This is a genomic window from Isoptericola sp. BMS4 (genome assembly GCF_011634835.1).
Taxonomy (GTDB): Bacteria; Actinomycetota; Actinomycetes; order Actinomycetales; family Cellulomonadaceae; genus Isoptericola.
The window spans coordinates 1,579,643-1,594,960 of the sequence record NZ_SIRP01000001.1 but is presented as its reverse complement, the minus strand read 5'-3'; the positions used below and the strand labels follow the sequence as shown (position 1 = coordinate 1,594,960).

Below are 15,318 nucleotides of genomic sequence, written 5' to 3'. Positions count from 1 at the left end.
GCACCGGCACCCATGCCGACGGCCGACGCCACCGATGGAGGACCCATGCCCGCTCCCACCGACCCGACGCCCCGTCTCGCCGAGTACGCGCACCCCGAGCGCCTCGTGACGACGCAGTGGCTCGCCGACCGGCTCGCCGCCCAGGACACGGACGGGTTCGTCGTCGTGGAGTCCGACGAGGACGTGCTGCTGTACGAGACCGGGCACATCCCCGGCGCGGTGAAGATCGACTGGCACACGGACCTGCTGCAGCCGGTGGAGCGCGACTACCTCGACGGCGCCGGCTTCGCCGACCTGCTGGCGAGCCGCGGCATCTCGCGGGACACGACGATCATCCTGTACGGCGACAAGAACAACTGGTGGGCCGCGTACACCGCCTGGGTCTTCACCCTGTTCGGCCACGAGGACGTGCGCCTGCTCGACGGCGGCCGCAACCTGTGGGTCGCCGAGGAGCGCGAGCTCACCACCGAGGTCCCGGCGCCCGCCCGCGGCGACTACCCCGTGGTGGAGCGCGACGACACCACGTTCCGGGCCTTCAAGGAGGACGTCCTCGCGCACCTGGGCCGCGGCCCGCTCGTGGACATCCGCTCCCCGCAGGAGTACACGGGCGAGCGCCTGCACATCCCGGACTACCCAGAGGAGGGCGTGCTGCGCGGCGGCCACATCCCCACGGCCCGCAGCGTCCCGTGGGCCACCGCCGTGTCCGAGGACGGCACCTACAAGACCCGCGCCGAGCTCGAGGCCATCTACCGCGACGGCGGTCTCGGCATCCAGCTCGACGACTCGGTGATCACCTACTGCCGCATCGGCGAGCGCTCCAGCCACACGTGGTTCGCGCTGCGCTACCTGCTCGGCATCGACGACGTGCGCAACTACGACGGCTCCTGGACCGAGTGGGGCAACGCCGTGCGCGTGCCGATCGTCGCGGGCGACGCGCCCGGCGAGGTGCCGGCGGGGCCGGCGCAGAAGGTCGCGGTGGCCTGACCCGCCCGACCGCCACGACCACGGCGGCGGCCCGGGACCCGGTCGGCGCGACTGCCGACCGGATCCCGGGCCGCCGTCCCGGTCCACCATCCACCTGCGACAGACTGGACCCATGAACGACGCCGCCCCCGCGCTGCCCGAGTCGCTCGCCGAGATCCGCGAGGACTTCCTCGCCCTGCCCGAGCGCGAGCGCCTGCAGCTGCTGCTGGAGTTCTCCCGCGAGCTGCCCGCCCTGCCCGACCGCTACGCGAGCGCCCCCGGCCTGCTCGAGGCGGTCGAGGAGTGCCAGTCGCCGGTGCGCGCGTTCGCGGAGGTGGACGGCGACGTCGTGCGCTTCTTCGCGACGGCGCCCCAGGAGGCGCCCACGACGCGCGGGTTCGCCTCGATCCTCGCGCAGGGGTTGTCCGGGCTGACCGCCCAGCAGGTGCTGGACGTGCCGGACGACTTCCCGCTGATGATCGGGCTGACCCGCGCCGTCAGCCCGCTGCGCCTCAACGGCATGGCAGGGATGCTCACCCGCGCGAAGCGCCAGGTGCGCGAGCAGCTCGCCGCGTAGCGGCCGGGCGGGGCGTCGGGCCCGGGCTCAGAAGTCGAAGAGGTCCCCGAGCCAGGACTCCTTCTTCTTGCGACGGCGGTCGTCGCCGCCCCGCCGGTCGTACCCGGCGTAGCCTCCGTCGACGCGACGGTCGTCCTCGTACCGGGCCGGGGACGACGCCGGCGCGGGTCGGAGTGGACCGAGGGCCTCCGTCGCGATCTCGGCCTCCAGCGACCGGTCGATGATCTTGTCGAGCTCGCCCCGGTCGAGCCACACCCCGCGGCACCGCGGGCAGTAGTCGATCTCGACGCCCTTGCGCTCGGTCATCACCAGGACGGTCTGGTCGTGAGGACACTGCATCGCCGGCTGCTCCTTAGTCGGTTGTCCTCAAGAACGAGCGGAGCGTCACCGCGGTTCCGGTCGATGTGCGAGAGTGTGGCCATGACGGTGCTCGTGGCCTACAACCCGTCCCCGCACGGCGAGGCCGCCCTGACCACGGCCCTGGCCGAGGCGGCCCGGCGGCGGCTCCCCCTGCACGTGGTGAACCTCGCCCCGCCCGACGACGCGGCCGCGGGCGACGCCCTCGCCGCACGGTTGTCCGCCGCCCCGGAGGTGGTCGAGGTGCAGCCGGTGACCCGGCGCGACGCCGGGACGGAGCCCGCCGACGCGATCCTCGACGCCGCCGACGCGACCGGAGCCGCCCTCGTGGTGGTCGGTTCGCGCAAGCGGTCGAGCGCCGGCACCTTCCTCATGGGCACCACCACCCAGCGCGTGCTGCTCGACTCTCCCGCCCCCGTGCTGGTCGTCAAGGACGTCTACGACGCCTGACCCCACCCCGAGTGTTGTGGGCGTGATCTTGGCGCTATTCCGACCTGGAATAGCGCCAAGATCACGCCCACAACGCTCTGAGGGACGGGGTCAGACCGCCTTGCGGTACCGGCGGAGGGCGACGACGTACGCCACCGCCCCGATGCCGACGATCCAGGCCAGCGCCACCCAGATGTCGTTGCCGACCGGCGTGCCCTCGATGAGGGAGCGCAGGGTGTCGACGACGGAGGTGACGGGCTGGTTCTCGGCGAACCATCGGACCGGCCCGGGCATGGACGCCGTCGGGACGAACGCCGAGCTGAGGAACGGCAGGAAGATCAGCGGATACGAGAACGCCGTCGCTCCCTCCATGGTCTTCGCCGCCAGCCCGGGGATCACGGCGAGCCAGGTGAGGCTGAGCGTGAACAGCCCCAGGACCCCGGCGATGCCGAGCCAACCGCCGAGGCCGGCGTCCGGGCGGAAGCCCATCGCGAACCCGACGCCGATGATGACGGCGGCCGTGGCGAGGTTGGAGACCAGCGAGGTCACCACGTGCGACCACAGCACCGACGAGCGCGAGATCGGCATGGTCGCCAGGCGGGCGGTGATGCCCTTCTGCGTGTCGGTGAAGATCCGCAGCGCCGTGTACGCCACGGAGGACGCGATCGTGATGATGAGGATGCCGGGCAGCAGGTAGTTGGTGTAGTTCTCCTCCCCGGTCTCGATCGCCCCGCCGAAGACGTACCGGAAGAGCACGAAGATGGCGATCGGTGTGAGCGCGACGGTGATGATCGTGTCGGGGCTGCGCAGGATCGCCTTCATGAGGCGCCCGGTCAGCGCGTTGGTGTCGTGGATCATCGCGGGCAGGGTCGCGGGCTGGGTCACAGCCATGTCAGTTCGCCTCCTTGGCGCCGATGATGGCGAGGAAGATCTCCTCGAGGGTGGGCTGCTTCTCGACGTACTCGACCTTCGCGGGCGGGAACATGCGCTTGAGCTCGTCGAGCGTGCCGTCCGCGATGATGGTCCCGCCGTGCAGGATCGCGATGCGCTCCGCGAGCTGCTCGGCCTCGTCCAGGTACTGCGTGGTGAGCAGGATGGTCGTCCCGCCGTCCCGCAGCTCCTGGACCGTCTTCCAGACCTCGAGGCGGGCCTCGGGGTCGAGGCCCGTGGTCGGCTCGTCGAGGAAGATGATCGCGGGCGAGCCGATGAGGCTCATCGCGATGTCCAGCCGCCGCTTCATGCCGCCGGAGTAGGTGCTGGCGGGCCGGTCGGCGGCGTCGGTCAGCCCGAAGCGGGCGAGCAGGTCGTCCGCGACCTTCGCCGGGGCGTCGACGCGGCGGAGGCGGGCGATCAGCACGAGGTTCTCGCGTCCGGTGAGCACCTCGTCGACGGCGGCGAACTGGCCCGTCAGCGAGATGGACCGGCGCACCTCCTCGGGCGACTCGGCGACGTCGTGGCCGGCGACCCGCACCGAGCCGCCGTCGGCCGCGAGCAGCGTCGAGGCGATGTTGACCGTCGTAGTCTTGCCGGCCCCGTTGGAGCCGAGCAGGGCGAAGATCGTCCCGGGGCGGACCTCGAGGTCCACGCCCTTCAGCACGGCGTTGTCCCCGAAGGACTTGGTCAGGTTGCGGATCGAGATCGCGGCGTTCATTCCGGTGCCCCGTTCCTTCCGTGCGGTCGACGTGCGGTTCCTGGTCATGAGAACTCCTCAGGGTCGGCGGACGACGATGTCGCCGTAGCCGGTGCTGGCGTGGATCTCCGCCGTGGCCTCGTCCTCGACGGGGCCCTCGGTGGGGGTGAGCTGGTTGCGGACGCTGCCGTGCTCGGAGGCGACGTCGAGGTAGGCCGCGGTGCCCTCGGGCACGCCGACCTCGATCGCGCCGAAGGACGTCGTGAGCGTGGCGCTGCCGGACTCGAGGTTGCTCACCCGTACCCCGCCGTGGGCGGACTTCGCGGTGAGGGTGCCGCGCACCCGGCTCACCACGATCTCGCCGTTCGAGCCGTGCACGTCGAGGGAGCCGGACACCGAGCCGACGGTGGTGGTCCCGTTCGTGGCCCGGATCGCGCCGTCCGCGGCGATCTCGTCGATGCGGACGCCGCCGGCGCTCACCTTGACGTCGACCGTCCCGTCGACGCGGCGCGCGACGACGGACCCGGCCGCGACCTTGACGTCGAGCCGGGCGACGTCGTCGACCCGGGCGTCGCCCGCCGACAGCGTCATCTCGACGGAGTCGAGGAGGCCCTCCGCGAACAGGGAGCCGGTCTTGCCGCGCACGGAGGAGCCGGTCGGCACCTCGACGGTGATGGCCGCGGTCCCGGCGGCGAAGGGCAGGACCCACTGCTTCCAGGACCCGGGGTAGGTGACGGTGACGGCGTCGCCCTCACGGGAGACGAGCACGTCGCCGGCGGCGCGCACGCTGCCGGACTTGCCCGGTTCGGCGGGCAGCACGGTGACGACGACGTCGTCACGCTCGGAGGCGACGACGTGCAGGTGGGCGAACGGCACCTCCACGACGACGGGGACGGGGCCGGAGGCGGGGAACGTGGGCATGGCGGAGCTCCAGAAGTGGTGTCAGAGTGGTGTCGAGCGGTGTCGGGTGAGGCGGGCGGGGCGGTCGCGGCTCAGCGCACCCACCCGGTGACGCGGCCGGCGCCGCGCCGCGCGGTACCGGCCTGGGCGGCAGAGCCGGCGGACGGCGGGCCCGAGGGTCGCTCGAGCGCGGCGGCGACCGCGCGCACGAGCCACGTGTTCACCGAGACGCCGTCGCGGGCGGCGGCGACCTCGGCCTGCGCCTTGAGGTGGTCGGGCAGACGCAGGGTGGTGCGGGTGGTGGCGGGTGCGTCCTCGGGTCGCGCCGACGGGTCCGCGGGGGGCGGCTCACCGGCCTCGCCCGCCTCGCCCGGCCGGCCTGGCTCCGAGCCGTCGGCACGCCCCGGGCCCGCGGCGCCCGCGGGCGGGGCCACGACAAACTCGGGCGAGCCGCCGCGGAGCCGCACGTCCACCGACCCGGGGGCGAGCTCGGCGGAGATCTCGCCGGCCGCGTCCGAGAGCGCGTCGAGCAGGACGAGACGGGTCGCCGCGTCGAGCGGGGCGGTCAGCCGCACCGCCAGCTCACGGGCCTCGTCGCCGCTCGCGGCGGCCGCGGTGGTGAGCTGGTGCTGCAGCTGGTCGACGTATCTGCTCAGGTCCATGACACCACTATGACACCATCGTGACGTCACGGCAAGAGCGATGGTGTCATCCCGTGGGTCGCCGGCCTCTGGAGCGTCGAGAACCGATGAGGCGCAGGTCACATCCGCGTGCCCTCACGCTGCTAGCGTGCGCGCATGGACACGTTCGCAACGCTGGTCGGCGACATCGGCTCGTTCGTCTGGGGCCCGTGGCTGCTCATCCCGCTGCTGCTCGGCACCGGCCTGTTCATGACCGTCCGGCTGCGCGGCCTGCAGTTCCGCAAGCTCGGCGCAGCGCTGCGCCTGGGTCTGCTGAAGCGCAAGGAGCCCGGCGACGCGGAGGGCGACATCTCGCACTACCAGGCCCTGACGACGGCGCTCGCGGCGACCGTCGGCGTCGGCAACATCGCCGGGGTCGCGACCGCCATCGGCCTGGGCGGCCCGGGCGCCCTGTTCTGGATGTGGATCACCGGCCTGGTGGGCATGGCCACCAAGTACTCGGAGGCGTTCCTCGGCTCCCGCTTCCGCGTCGTCGACGAGCGCGGCGAGCAGCGCGGCGGCCCGCAGGAGTACCTGCGGCGCGGGATCCGCGGGCCGGTCGGCAAGGTCCTCGCCGGGGCGTTCGCCGTCTTCGCCGCCCTGGCCGCCTTCGGCATCGGCAACATGACCCAGACCAACACGATCGCCGGCTCGCTCGAGTCCGAGTTCGGCGTGCCGCCGGTCGTGTCCGGCGCCGTCGTCATGGTGGTCGTGGGGGTCGTCCTGCTGGGCGGCATCAAGCGCATCGGCGCGGTCACGGCGTCCTTCGTGCCGACGATGATCCTCGTCTACCTGGTCGCCGGCGTGCTCGTCCTGGGCGCCAACGCCGCTGCCATCCCGGACGCCTTCGCGATGGTCTTCACCGACGCGTTCACCGGCACCGCCGCCACGGGCGGCTTCGTCGGCTCCACGGTCGCCGCGGCGCTGCAGTTCGGCGTGGCGCGCGGCCTGTTCTCCAACGAGTCCGGCCTGGGGTCGGCCGCCATCGTCGCCGCGGCGGCCAAGAGCGTCCACCCGGTGCGCCAGGGCCTGGTGTCGATGACCCAGACCTTCATCGACACCATCGTCGTGGTCACCTTCACCGGCCTCGTCATCATCTCCTCCGGCGCGTGGACGAGCGGCGAGGAGGGCGCGGCGATGACGGCGGAGGGCATGTCGTCCGGCCCGCTGGCTTCCCTCGGCGGGGCGATCGTGGCGATCGTCGTCGTGTTCTTCGCCGTGTCGACCGTCATCGGCTGGTCGTACTACGGCGAGCGGTGCGCCGCGTCCCTCTTCGGCGTCCGCGCGACGTACCCCTACCGCGCCCTGTTCACCGTCGTGTGCTTCGTGGGCGCTGTGTGGGAGCTGGAGCTCGTCTGGGGCATCGCGGACATCCTCAACGGCCTCATGGCCCTGCCGAACCTCGTCGGCATCCTGGTCCTGTCCGGGCTCATCGTGCGCGAGACCCGGGCCTACCTGGCCCAGGACCCGGACCTCACCGACCCGCCCTCGGCACTGGCCGACTACACCCCGGCCCGCTGACACCGTTGTGGGCGCGAGATCGGCGCTTTCCCGGCGATCTTTCCACCGATCTCGCGCCCACAGCACCGAGGGGATGGATCAGGAGACGACGCGGACCACGGCACTGTGGTCGAGCTCGGCGTCGCCGCGCTCGACCATCCGCCGGTACCGGTCGCGTGCGACCTGCGTGACGGCCGTGTCCACGCCGAGCTCCTCGCCGGCGGCGATCCCGAACTCCAGGTCCTTGAGCTGGGTGCGGCACGCGGCCCCGTGGTCGTAGTCGCCCGCGAGGTAGCGGCGCGACTTGTCGGCCAGAAGCCGCGACCCGGCCAGCCCCGCCCCCAGGACGTCGAGGACCGCCTCGAGGTCCAGCCCGCCCGTGCGGGCGACGGCGACCGCCTCGGCCAGGGCGTTGAGCGTGCCGCCGACGACGATCTGGTTGCACGCCTTGGTCAGCGAGCCGGCGCCGACCGGGCCGAGCCGGCGCACCGTGCCGGCCATCGCGTCGAGCAGCGGCCGCACCCGGACGACGTCCTCCTCGGCGCCGCCGGCCATGACGCTCAGCGTCCCGGCCTCCGCGCCCTCCACGCCGCCGCTGACCGGCGCGTCGACGAGCCGCACGCCGTCGGCGGCGAGCTCGGACGCCCAGGCGGCGACCGCGACGGGGCTCACCGTCGACATGACCACGAGGACGGGGTCCGCGACGCCGGCGGCCGCCCACCCGGCCCGCAGCCCGTCGGCGCGGTCCACGACGTCGCGCACCTGCGGCAGGTCCGGCAGCATCGCCACGACGACCGGCCGCGCGGCGTCCGCCGGCGTCGCGGCCACCGTGGCGCGGGGCTCATCCTCGGCCACCGCCGCGGCCCGTGCCGTCGTGCGGTTCCACAGCGCGACGTCGAACCCCGCGGCCAGCAGGTGCCGCGCCATCGGCGCGCCCATGGGCCCGGTCCCGAGGAACCCTACCGGTCCGACCCGTCCCCCGTCCGTCGTCCCGCGCATGCCGCCACTCCCCGTCGTCGCCGTCGTCGTCGGCGCCGGGACCCTGGCGCCGCGGCGAGACTACCCCGTCCGGCGACGCACCACCCCGCATCGGACCGGTTCGGGCACGCCTACCGGCCCGGTCCTGAGCCCCTGCGCCGGGCGGCCTGGAAGCGCGCCTTCTTCTGACGGTTCCCGCACGTGTTCATGTCGCACCACCGGCGGGTCCGGCTCCGACTGGTGTCGAAGAAGGCCGCCCGGCAGGTCGGCGACGCGCACAGGGCCAGCCGCCCGTCACGCTCGCCGGAGACGACGGCGATCGCATCGGCGGCGACCACCCCGAGGGCGTCCTCCACGGACGACGTCGCGCCGAGGCGCCACCGCCGGTCGCCCTCGGGCGTCAGGACGGCCACGGCCCGGCCCCGGGCGCTGCGGTCGTTGACGACCGCGACGGCGGCCGCGGGCAGGGGCTCCCCGAGCGCGGCCGCCGTCGCGGTGGCGTGGATAGCCTCCCGCAGCTCCCGGGCGCGGTCGAGCTGCGCGGGGGTGCAGGACTCCACGGCGAGGCCGCTCACCGCCAGCCAGTCGGCGAGGCGGCCCGGGGTCGGGATGCGCTCCACGGCGTCCCCGCGGCGCTCCGTCAGGGTCGCCGTGAAGCTCGTCGCCAGGACCGTGCCGAGGCGGAAGTCGGGGTACCGGTCGGGCATAGAACCACCATAGCCGGTTGCGTGTCCGCGTCGACCAGGATAGAACCGTCTTAGTCGGTTCTTCGTTCGATGCTGGCCCGTCCACGACCAGGAGGCCCCCATGCCCGTGCACCGGAGCGTCACCGACGCCGCGACCGCACTCCCCGGCGGGGTCCGCCCGTGAGCCGCCCGGCGGGCGAGGTCCGGGCGTTCCACGCCCGCGCCACCGACGACGACCTCGACGACCTGCGCGCACGGCTGGCCGCCGCGCGGCTGCCGGAGCCCGAGACCGTCCGCGGCGCCCCGCCCGGCGCCGGCCGGTGGGCGCAGGGCGTGCCGCTGGACGACCTCGTGGACCTCGTGAAGTACTGGCGCACCGGGTACGACTGGCGCTCGTTCGAGGCCCGGCTCGACGAGATCGGCCAGTTCCGCACGACCGTCGAGGGCCTGGGGATCCACTTCCTGCACCGTCGGTCCCCACGCGCGGACGCCACCCCGCTGGTCCTGACCCACGGCTGGCCCGGCAGCGTCGCCGAGTTCGTCGACGTCGTCGACGAGCTGGCGGAGCCGGGCGACCCGGACGCGCCGGCGTTCCACGTCGTCGTCCCGTCGCTGCCGGGCTTCGGGCACAGCGACAAGCCCGCCACCACGGGGTGGGGGATCGAGCGGGTCGCGGACGCCTGGGTCGAGCTGATGGGGCGGCTCGGCTACGACGAGTTCCTCGCCCACGGCGGCGACTGGGGCGGCCCGATCACCACGATCCTCGGCGGCCGGCACCCGGAGCACGTGCTCGGCATCCACACCACGACCGCGCAGGCGCCCCCCGGGCTGCCGACGGACGGGCTCACGGCGACCGAGCGGGCGTGGGTCGCCGAGACCCGCGACTTCTGGGACGGCCCGCGCGGGGCGTTCTCGAAGCAGCAGGCGACCCGGCCGCAGACCGTCGGCTACTTCCTCGTCGACTCTCCGGTCGGGCTGCTGGCCTGGATCCTCGACAAGTTCGCGGAGTGGACGGACACCCGGGATAGCCCGTTCGAGACGGTCTCGCGGGACAGGTTCCTCGACAACGTCACCCTGTACTGGCTGACGCGGTCCGGCGCGTCGTCCGCCCGGATCTACGCCGAGAGCCACCTCTCGCTCGACCCCGAGCTGCGGGTCGACGTCCCGTCGGCGGTCGTCGTGTACCCGCACGACATCGAGAAGTGCCCGCGCCCCTGGGCGCAGGTGCGGTACCGGCGCCTGGTCCGGTGGCGAGCGGCCGAGACCGGGGGCCACTTCCCGTCGCTGGAGGTCCCCGACGACTTCGTCGAGGACCTGCGCAGCGGCCTCGCGGCGGTGCTGGACGCCCGCGACCGCGGGTCCTGAGTCCGCGACGGCTCCTCAGCGCAGGCGACGCAGGAACTCCCGGGTGCGCTCCTGCCGCGGGTCGCCGAGGACCTGCTCGGGCGTGCCGCGCTCGTGCACGCGCCCGGCGTGCAGGAAGACGACCTCGTCGGCGACCTCGCGGGCGAAGGCCATCTCGTGAGTGGCGACGAGCATGGTCGTGGCGCGGCCCGCGACGCCCTCCGTGCGCAGCGAGAGCAGCAGGTCGAGCACCTCCCCCACCAGCTCGGGGTCGAGCGCGGACGTCACCTCGTCGAGGAGCAGCAGCTCGGGCCCGTTCACCAGCGCCCGTGCGATGGCCGCCCGCTGCTGCTGGCCGCCGGAGAGCTGGTCCGGGTACGCCCGCGCGCGGTCGGCCAGGCCCACGCGCTCGAGCATCGCCATACCGGCGTCCTCGGCGTCCCGGCGGCGCACGCCGTGCACCACGCGGGGCGCGAGCGTCACGTTGTCCAGCACCCGCAGGTGCGGGAACAGGTTGTACTGCTGGAAGACCATGGCGAGCCGGGCCCGCACCGCGTCCGCGTCGACCCACGGGTCGGCGACGTCCTCGCCGTCGAGCAGCACCTGCCCGTCGTCGACCTCCTCCAGCAGGTCGACGACGCGCAGCAGCGTCGACTTGCCGGAGCCCGACGAGCCGACCACGACGACGCACGACCCTGCGGCCACGTCCAGGTCGACACCGTCGAGCACCAGGGTGCGCGAGGGGCTCCCCGGCGGGCCGGAGCCGAACGACTTGCGCACACCGCGCAGCGACAGCAGCGGCTCGGGACGATCGGCGGTCATCGCACCACCCCCGCCCCGGCGACGCCGTGCAGCTCCCGGCGCCAGCCCTGGCGCGCCGACCAGGCGTCCACCAGGCGCGTCAGCGGGATCGAGACCAGCAGGAACAGCACCCCAGCCACGACGTAGGGCGTGAAGTTGTAGTCGCCGGTGGTCGCGATCTGCGCGGCGCGGATCGCGTCGACGGCGCCGAGGATCGAGATGAGCCCGGAGTCCTTCTGCAGGGACACGAGCATGCTCGCCACGGGCGCGGCGACGTTGCGCACCGCCTGCGGCAGCACGACGCGCCGCACCGCCTGGCCGCGGGAGAGGCCGAGGGACCGCGCGGCCGCGACCTGCGACGGGTGCACGGACTCGATGCCGGCGCGGAAGATCTCCGCGAGGTAGGCCGTGTAGCACACGACGATCGACAGCCCGCCGAGGAACGCGGCGCTCACCGGCAGCCACGGCAGCCGCAGCGCCGGCAGCCCGAAGCCGACCAGCAGGAGCACCAGCAGCAGCGGCACCCCGCGGAACACGTCCACGTACACCAGGGCCAGCATCCGCAGCGGGAACAGGGCGGCGATCCGTGACGTCCGCACGACGGCGAGCAGCATACCCACCACCAGGCCGACGACGCTCGCCACCACCCACACGCGCAGGTTCAGCCACAGGCCCGCGGCGACGTCGGGCAGCACCTCCCACGCCCGCTCCGGGGAGAAGAACGCCTCGCGCGCCCGCTCCCAGCCGGGCGCGGTCGTGACGACGTACACCACGGCGGCGAGCACGACGGCGGTGGCGACGCCCGCCACGAGCGTCGCGCGCCGCCGCTGGGCGCGGCGGAACGTCGAGCGGGCGCGCGCCCGCTCGGACGGGACCCAGGTGCCGTCGCCGGTCATGTGCGGGTCTCGCCGGGCGTCGTCAGGACAGCTCGGGGACGTCGTCGGACTTCAGCCACTCGGTGCGCAGCTCGTCCAGCGTGCCGTCCTCGTCGAGCGTGTCGACGGCCTGCGACACGCAGTCGGTGAGCGCGGAGTCCTTGTCGAGCACGAGCCCGAGCTGCTCGGGCTCGCCGACCGGCGGCAGGCTGCCCACCACCTGCGTGTCGGGGAAGTAGACGGTAGAGGCCGCCACGCCCTGGTCGACGTCCATCACCATGGCGTCGATGGTCCCCGACGACAGGGCCGTCATGCCGTCGCCGGCCGCGTTGAACGGCCGGGTCTCGACGGCGTCGCCCCAGGCCGCCTCGACGGCGTCCAGGGAGGTCTGCGCCGCGGTCACGCCCACCGTGGCGCCCTCGAGGTCGGCGAGGCTCGACGCGTCCGCGTACTCGCCGTCGTCGGCGACGACGACGCCCTGGCGGCTGGTGAGGTACGGGCTGGAGAAGTCGACGGCCTCGCGCCGCTCGTCGGTGATGGTCGTCTGGTACGCGGCGACGTCGAACGGCTTGATGGCGGGGCTGATGATCTGCTCGAAGGTCACCGACGTCCACTCGACGTCGTCCTTCGCGTACCCCAGCTCGTCGGCGACGGCGTAGATCAGCGCCGACTCGAAGCCCTCGCCGCTGCTGGGCTCACCGACGTACCAGGGCTCGAACGGCTCGCTCGCGCCCACGGTGAGGGTCCCGGCGGTGAGCGTCTGCAGCTCCTCGGGGGTGCAGCCGGCGGACGCGCTCGGCGACCCCTCGCCGGTGGGCTCGCCGTCGCCGCCCGAGCAGGCGGCCGCGGCGAGCGCGACGGCGGGGAGCAGGACGGCGGCGAGGACGGGACGGGTGGTGCGCACGGCGGGCCTTCCGGCGGCGGGACGGGACGTCGTCGAGCCTATGCCCGTCGTCGCGGCGCGGGACATGGCGGCGGTCACACGTCACAGCGGCCGCGGTTGTCGATTCCCGCCCGACCCACCCGTCATCGAGGTGTCAGACCCACCTTCAGGAAGGACGATGGACCCATGACCACCTATGTCGTACTGCTCCCGGGCGCCGAGGACGCATGGGAGCGGTCCAGCCCCGAACGCCGCGCGGACGTCTACGCCCGGCACGAGGAGTTCGCCCGCGTGCTCGCCGAGCGCGGGCACCGCGTCACCGGAGGCGCCGAGCTCGCCCACTCCCGCGACGCGCGGCACGTGCGCCGCGACGCCCGTGGGCGGGTGGTCGTCACCGACGGCCCGTACGCGGAGACCACCGAGCAGCTCACCGGCTTCTACCTGGTGGAGTCGGACGACCTCGACGACCTGGCGCAGGTGTGCGGCCTCCTCGCCGCCGACCCCGCCTCCGACGATGCCGACGGCGGCGTCGAGATCCGCGCCGTCGTCGACCATGCGGCAGACGCGTCGTGAGTGTCGTCGTGCTGGTGGTCGAGGAGCGGCACTGCGTGGATGCGTGGCCGGTCGTCGAGCCGTGACCGACGGCGGCGGCGCGGCCCGCGCGCGGCTCGCCGGCCTGATGCGCGACGAGTGGGGCCGTCTCCTGGCCCTGCTCGTCGCGCGGTACCGACGACTCGACCTCGCCGAGGACGGCCTCGCCGACGCGTTCGAGGCCGCCGCCCGGTCGTGGACGGACGCGGAGCAGCCTGCCAACGGCGCCGCATGGCTGCTCACCGCGGCCCGGCGGCGGGTCCTCGACCGGCTGCGCTCCGAGCAGGTGCTCGCCCGCTCCATGCCGCTGCTGGCCGTCGAGGCCGACGTCGCGCAGGAGGCGCGGCGCGTCATGGCCGACGCCGGGGAGCGGCTGGTCGACGAGAGGCTGCGCCTCGTCCTGCTCTGTGCGCACCCCCGCCTGTCCCGCGAGGCGGCGGCCGCACTCACGCTGCGCCTCGTCCTCGGCGTCCCCACCGCCGAGATCGCCCGGCTGTTCCTGCTGTCCACCCCCACCGCGGCCGCCCGCCTCACCCGGGCGCGCAAGAGTCTCGCCGGGGAGCGGTTCGCCCTGCCCCGCGGCGACGAGCTCGCCGACCGGGTCGGGGTGGTCGCCGACGTCGCGTACCTCGCGTTCACCGCCGGCTACGCGCCGTCGTCGGGGGACGCCGTCGTGCGCACGGAGCTCGCCGGCGAGGCGATCCGCCTGGTGCGCGTGCTGCGGGACGTCGTCCCCGCCGGGTTCGACCACGCCGACCTCGACGCGCTGCTCGCCCTGATGCTGCTGCAGCACGCTCGCCGCGACGCCCGGGTGCGCGACGGCGACCTGGTGCTGCTGCCCGACCAGGACCGCTCCCGGTGGCACCACGACGAGATCGCCGAAGGCCTCACCCTCGTCCTGCCGCAGGCCACCGCCCCGGCGACGCCGACCCTGCTGCAGGCGCTCGTCGCGGCCGAGCACGCCGTCGCGCCCACCGCGCACGCGACGGCGTGGGACCGGATCCTCGCGCGCTACGACGAGCTCGTGGCCCTCACCGACAGCCCCGTCGTGCGGCTGAACCGTGCCGTCGCCGTCGCCGAGGTGCACGGCCCGCACGCGGGGCTCGACGCCCTCGCCGGCGTCGCGCTGCGGGGCCACCGTCTGCCCGCCGTGCGTGCGGAGCTCCTGGCCCGGGCCGGCGACCTGGCGGCGGCCCGCGCGTCGTTCGACGCGGCGATCGCGCTGTGCGACCACGACCTCGAGCGCGACCACCTGCGGCGGCGCCGCGACGCCGCCGGGTGACCGCCTCAGGGGTGCACGTGCGCCTGGTGCCCCGTCTGCGCGGAGATGTCCTGCTCCGCCTGCCCCAGCAGCGCGTCCGCGAGCCGGCGCAGCGCCCGTCCCGCGGCCACCTCGTCACCGATCAGCGGGACCTCGACGTCGTCCGGGTTCCTGCGCGTGTGCCCGACGGCGCGGAGCGTGCCGACGTCCGCCGGCCCGCCCGGCGTCGCCGAGGCCGCCGGCCCGGCCGCGAGCATCGCCTCCGCCGTCGTGGACCCTGCCGACTCCACGAGCGTCACCTGCACCTGCCACGTCACGGACCGGGCCCGCGTCGGCTCCTCGGCGCCCGGGCCGTCCTCGCGCTGCACCAGCGTGTCCGACCCCGGGAAGACCAGGGACTCCTCGTCCGTGTCCGACCATCGCACCTGGTAGGGCGGGGTGCCGTCACCGTGCGGGCACGCGACCACGACCCCCTCGCGCACGGCACCGCCGACCACCCCCGACGCGACCACGATCCGGTCTCCCACCGTCGCCCTCATCGTCGACCTCCTCGCCGCGTGGACGTCCCGTCCGTCCATCATGCGCCCGCTCGGCGGGACAGGCATGGGCGGACCGCCGGGAGCCGGAGGAGGTGCGCGACCGGGTCGGCCTGCCCGGGCGGCGGCCGTTCCCACCCGCCGGAGTCGTGGTCGCCAACGTCGACGGCGCTACCGGGATGCCGGCGGCGACCCGTGCGAGCGACATCCGGGCCCCCGGGACGCGAGGGACACCACGACCGAGAGCACGACCTCACGAGCGACGTCGGGTTAGCGGTCAAAATGTGTGTCCGCTGACGGGGTATCCGTGCAGGCCACGACAGGAGA

At 74.1% G+C, this 15,318-nt stretch carries 18 protein-coding genes; 7 read left to right on the top strand and 11 right to left on the bottom strand.

Going from position 1 to position 15,318, the window contains the following annotated elements:
• Positions 1-45 precede the first annotated feature (45 nt).
• A complete protein-coding gene (locus tag EYB28_RS07080) occupies positions 46-984 on the top strand; it encodes a sulfurtransferase (protein WP_166846028.1) in 939 nt (312 codons plus the stop codon).
• 112 nt (positions 985-1,096) lie between these two features.
• Entirely contained in the window at positions 1,097-1,540 is a 444-nt protein-coding gene (locus EYB28_RS07075; RefSeq protein WP_166846026.1) for a SufE family protein, read from the top strand.
• A gap of 27 nt (positions 1,541-1,567) precedes the next feature.
• Here the strand turns inward: EYB28_RS07075 and EYB28_RS07070 are convergent, their stop codons facing one another.
• Entirely contained in the window at positions 1,568-1,879 is a 312-nt protein-coding gene (locus EYB28_RS07070; RefSeq protein ID WP_166846024.1) for a zf-TFIIB domain-containing protein, read from the bottom strand.
• Between the two features lie 81 nt (positions 1,880-1,960).
• On the opposite strand from EYB28_RS07070, the gene EYB28_RS07065 reads away from it, so the two are divergent.
• Positions 1,961-2,347: a universal stress protein gene (locus EYB28_RS07065; protein WP_166846022.1), complete on the top strand. Its 387-nt coding sequence runs from the start codon at positions 1,961-1,963 to the stop codon at positions 2,345-2,347.
• 90 nt (positions 2,348-2,437) lie between these two features.
• Here the strand turns inward: EYB28_RS07065 and EYB28_RS07060 are convergent, their stop codons facing one another.
• The 4 genes from EYB28_RS07060 to EYB28_RS07045 form a co-directional block, all read right to left on the bottom strand.
• On the bottom strand, positions 2,438-3,217 hold the full coding sequence (locus EYB28_RS07060) for an ABC transporter permease (RefSeq protein ID WP_304599237.1): 780 nt from the start codon (positions 3,215-3,217) through the stop codon (positions 2,438-2,440).
• A 1-nt stretch (position 3,218) separates the two neighbouring features.
• Positions 3,219-4,025, bottom strand: a complete 807-nt coding sequence (locus EYB28_RS07055) for an ABC transporter ATP-binding protein (RefSeq protein WP_370459448.1) — start codon at positions 4,023-4,025, stop codon at positions 3,219-3,221.
• A gap of 9 nt (positions 4,026-4,034) precedes the next feature.
• Positions 4,035-4,877 carry a DUF4097 family beta strand repeat-containing protein gene (locus EYB28_RS07050; protein WP_166846020.1) on the bottom strand — a complete coding sequence of 281 codons (843 nt, stop codon included), beginning with the start codon at positions 4,875-4,877 and terminating at the stop codon, positions 4,035-4,037.
• 71 nt (positions 4,878-4,948) lie between these two features.
• Positions 4,949-5,518: a toxin-antitoxin system HicB family antitoxin gene (locus tag EYB28_RS07045; RefSeq protein WP_166846018.1), complete on the bottom strand. Its 570-nt coding sequence runs from the start codon at positions 5,516-5,518 to the stop codon at positions 4,949-4,951.
• A gap of 135 nt (positions 5,519-5,653) precedes the next feature.
• Here EYB28_RS07045 and EYB28_RS07040 point away from each other — a divergent pair, with 135 nt between their 5' ends.
• The gene (locus EYB28_RS07040; RefSeq protein ID WP_166846016.1) at positions 5,654-7,057 is read left to right on the top strand and encodes a sodium:alanine symporter family protein; all 1,404 of its coding nucleotides are present in this window, start codon (positions 5,654-5,656) and stop codon (positions 7,055-7,057) included.
• Positions 7,058-7,135: 78 nt separating this feature from the next.
• On the opposite strand, the gene EYB28_RS07035 is transcribed toward EYB28_RS07040, so the two are convergent.
• Both EYB28_RS07035 and EYB28_RS07030 read right to left on the bottom strand, forming a co-directional pair.
• A complete protein-coding gene (locus tag EYB28_RS07035; protein WP_166846014.1) occupies positions 7,136-8,035 on the bottom strand; it encodes an NAD(P)-dependent oxidoreductase in 900 nt (299 codons plus the stop codon).
• A 110-nt stretch (positions 8,036-8,145) separates the two neighbouring features.
• Positions 8,146-8,721: an ABATE domain-containing protein gene (locus tag EYB28_RS07030; RefSeq protein WP_166846012.1), complete on the bottom strand. Its 576-nt coding sequence runs from the start codon at positions 8,719-8,721 to the stop codon at positions 8,146-8,148.
• A gap of 159 nt (positions 8,722-8,880) precedes the next feature.
• Between EYB28_RS07030 and EYB28_RS07025 the strand changes: the two genes are divergently transcribed.
• Positions 8,881-10,065: an epoxide hydrolase family protein gene (locus EYB28_RS07025; RefSeq protein ID WP_166846010.1), complete on the top strand. Its 1,185-nt coding sequence runs from the start codon at positions 8,881-8,883 to the stop codon at positions 10,063-10,065.
• Positions 10,066-10,080: 15 nt separating this feature from the next.
• Here the strand turns inward: EYB28_RS07025 and EYB28_RS07020 are convergent, their stop codons facing one another.
• The 3 genes from EYB28_RS07020 to EYB28_RS07010 are packed head-to-tail and all read right to left on the bottom strand — an operon-like array spanning position 10,081 to position 12,624.
• Complete coding sequence (locus EYB28_RS07020; protein WP_166846008.1) at positions 10,081-10,866, bottom strand: amino acid ABC transporter ATP-binding protein; 786 nt, start codon at positions 10,864-10,866, stop codon at positions 10,081-10,083.
• Positions 10,863-11,741 carry an amino acid ABC transporter permease gene (locus tag EYB28_RS07015; RefSeq protein WP_166846006.1) on the bottom strand — a complete coding sequence of 293 codons (879 nt, stop codon included), beginning with the start codon at positions 11,739-11,741 and terminating at the stop codon, positions 10,863-10,865. Before EYB28_RS07015 ends, EYB28_RS07020 begins: the two co-directional genes overlap by 4 nt.
• A 22-nt stretch (positions 11,742-11,763) precedes the next feature.
• Entirely contained in the window at positions 11,764-12,624 is an 861-nt protein-coding gene (locus tag EYB28_RS07010; protein WP_166846004.1) for an ABC transporter substrate-binding protein, read from the bottom strand.
• Positions 12,625-12,789: 165 nt separating this feature from the next.
• Between EYB28_RS07010 and EYB28_RS07005 the strand changes: the two genes are divergently transcribed.
• Both EYB28_RS07005 and EYB28_RS07000 read left to right on the top strand, forming a co-directional pair.
• Positions 12,790-13,176 carry a YciI family protein gene (locus tag EYB28_RS07005; protein WP_166846002.1) on the top strand — a complete coding sequence of 129 codons (387 nt, stop codon included), beginning with the start codon at positions 12,790-12,792 and terminating at the stop codon, positions 13,174-13,176.
• Positions 13,177-13,219: 43 nt separating this feature from the next.
• Positions 13,220-14,476, top strand: coding sequence for an RNA polymerase sigma factor (locus tag EYB28_RS07000; RefSeq protein ID WP_240930419.1), 1,257 nt, complete (start codon positions 13,220-13,222; stop codon positions 14,474-14,476).
• Between the two features lie 5 nt (positions 14,477-14,481).
• Here EYB28_RS07000 and EYB28_RS06995 read toward each other — a convergent pair whose 3' ends face one another.
• The gene (locus EYB28_RS06995; protein ID WP_166846001.1) at positions 14,482-14,994 is read right to left on the bottom strand and encodes a dsRBD fold-containing protein; all 513 of its coding nucleotides are present in this window, start codon (positions 14,992-14,994) and stop codon (positions 14,482-14,484) included.
• Between the last annotated feature and the right edge of the window lie 324 nt (positions 14,995-15,318).

Excerpts from the sequence above, each read along its gene's own strand:
- EYB28_RS07080 (WP_166846028.1), top strand. The coding sequence starts at position 46 with ATGCCCGCTCCCACCGACCCGACGCCCCGTCTCGCCGAGTACGCGCAC.
- EYB28_RS07075 (WP_166846026.1), top strand. The coding sequence starts at position 1,097 with ATGAACGACGCCGCCCCCGCGCTGCCCGAGTCGCTCGCCGAGATCCGC.
- EYB28_RS07070 (WP_166846024.1), bottom strand. The coding sequence starts at position 1,879 with ATGCAGTGTCCTCACGACCAGACCGTCCTGGTGATGACCGAGCGCAAG.
- EYB28_RS07065 (WP_166846022.1), top strand. The coding sequence starts at position 1,961 with ATGACGGTGCTCGTGGCCTACAACCCGTCCCCGCACGGCGAGGCCGCC.
- EYB28_RS07060 (WP_304599237.1), bottom strand. The coding sequence starts at position 3,217 with ATGGCTGTGACCCAGCCCGCGACCCTGCCCGCGATGATCCACGACACC.
- EYB28_RS07055 (WP_370459448.1), bottom strand. The coding sequence starts at position 4,025 with ATGACCAGGAACCGCACGTCGACCGCACGGAAGGAACGGGGCACCGGA.
- EYB28_RS07050 (WP_166846020.1), bottom strand. The coding sequence starts at position 4,877 with ATGCCCACGTTCCCCGCCTCCGGCCCCGTCCCCGTCGTCGTGGAGGTG.
- EYB28_RS07045 (WP_166846018.1), bottom strand. The coding sequence starts at position 5,518 with ATGGACCTGAGCAGATACGTCGACCAGCTGCAGCACCAGCTCACCACC.
- EYB28_RS07040 (WP_166846016.1), top strand. The coding sequence starts at position 5,654 with ATGGACACGTTCGCAACGCTGGTCGGCGACATCGGCTCGTTCGTCTGG.
- EYB28_RS07035 (WP_166846014.1), bottom strand. The coding sequence starts at position 8,035 with ATGCGCGGGACGACGGACGGGGGACGGGTCGGACCGGTAGGGTTCCTC.
- EYB28_RS07030 (WP_166846012.1), bottom strand. The coding sequence starts at position 8,721 with ATGCCCGACCGGTACCCCGACTTCCGCCTCGGCACGGTCCTGGCGACG.
- EYB28_RS07020 (WP_166846008.1), bottom strand. The coding sequence starts at position 10,866 with ATGACCGCCGATCGTCCCGAGCCGCTGCTGTCGCTGCGCGGTGTGCGC.
- EYB28_RS07015 (WP_166846006.1), bottom strand. The coding sequence starts at position 11,741 with ATGACCGGCGACGGCACCTGGGTCCCGTCCGAGCGGGCGCGCGCCCGC.
- EYB28_RS07005 (WP_166846002.1), top strand. The coding sequence starts at position 12,790 with ATGACCACCTATGTCGTACTGCTCCCGGGCGCCGAGGACGCATGGGAG.
- EYB28_RS06995 (WP_166846001.1), bottom strand. The coding sequence starts at position 14,994 with ATGAGGGCGACGGTGGGAGACCGGATCGTGGTCGCGTCGGGGGTGGTC.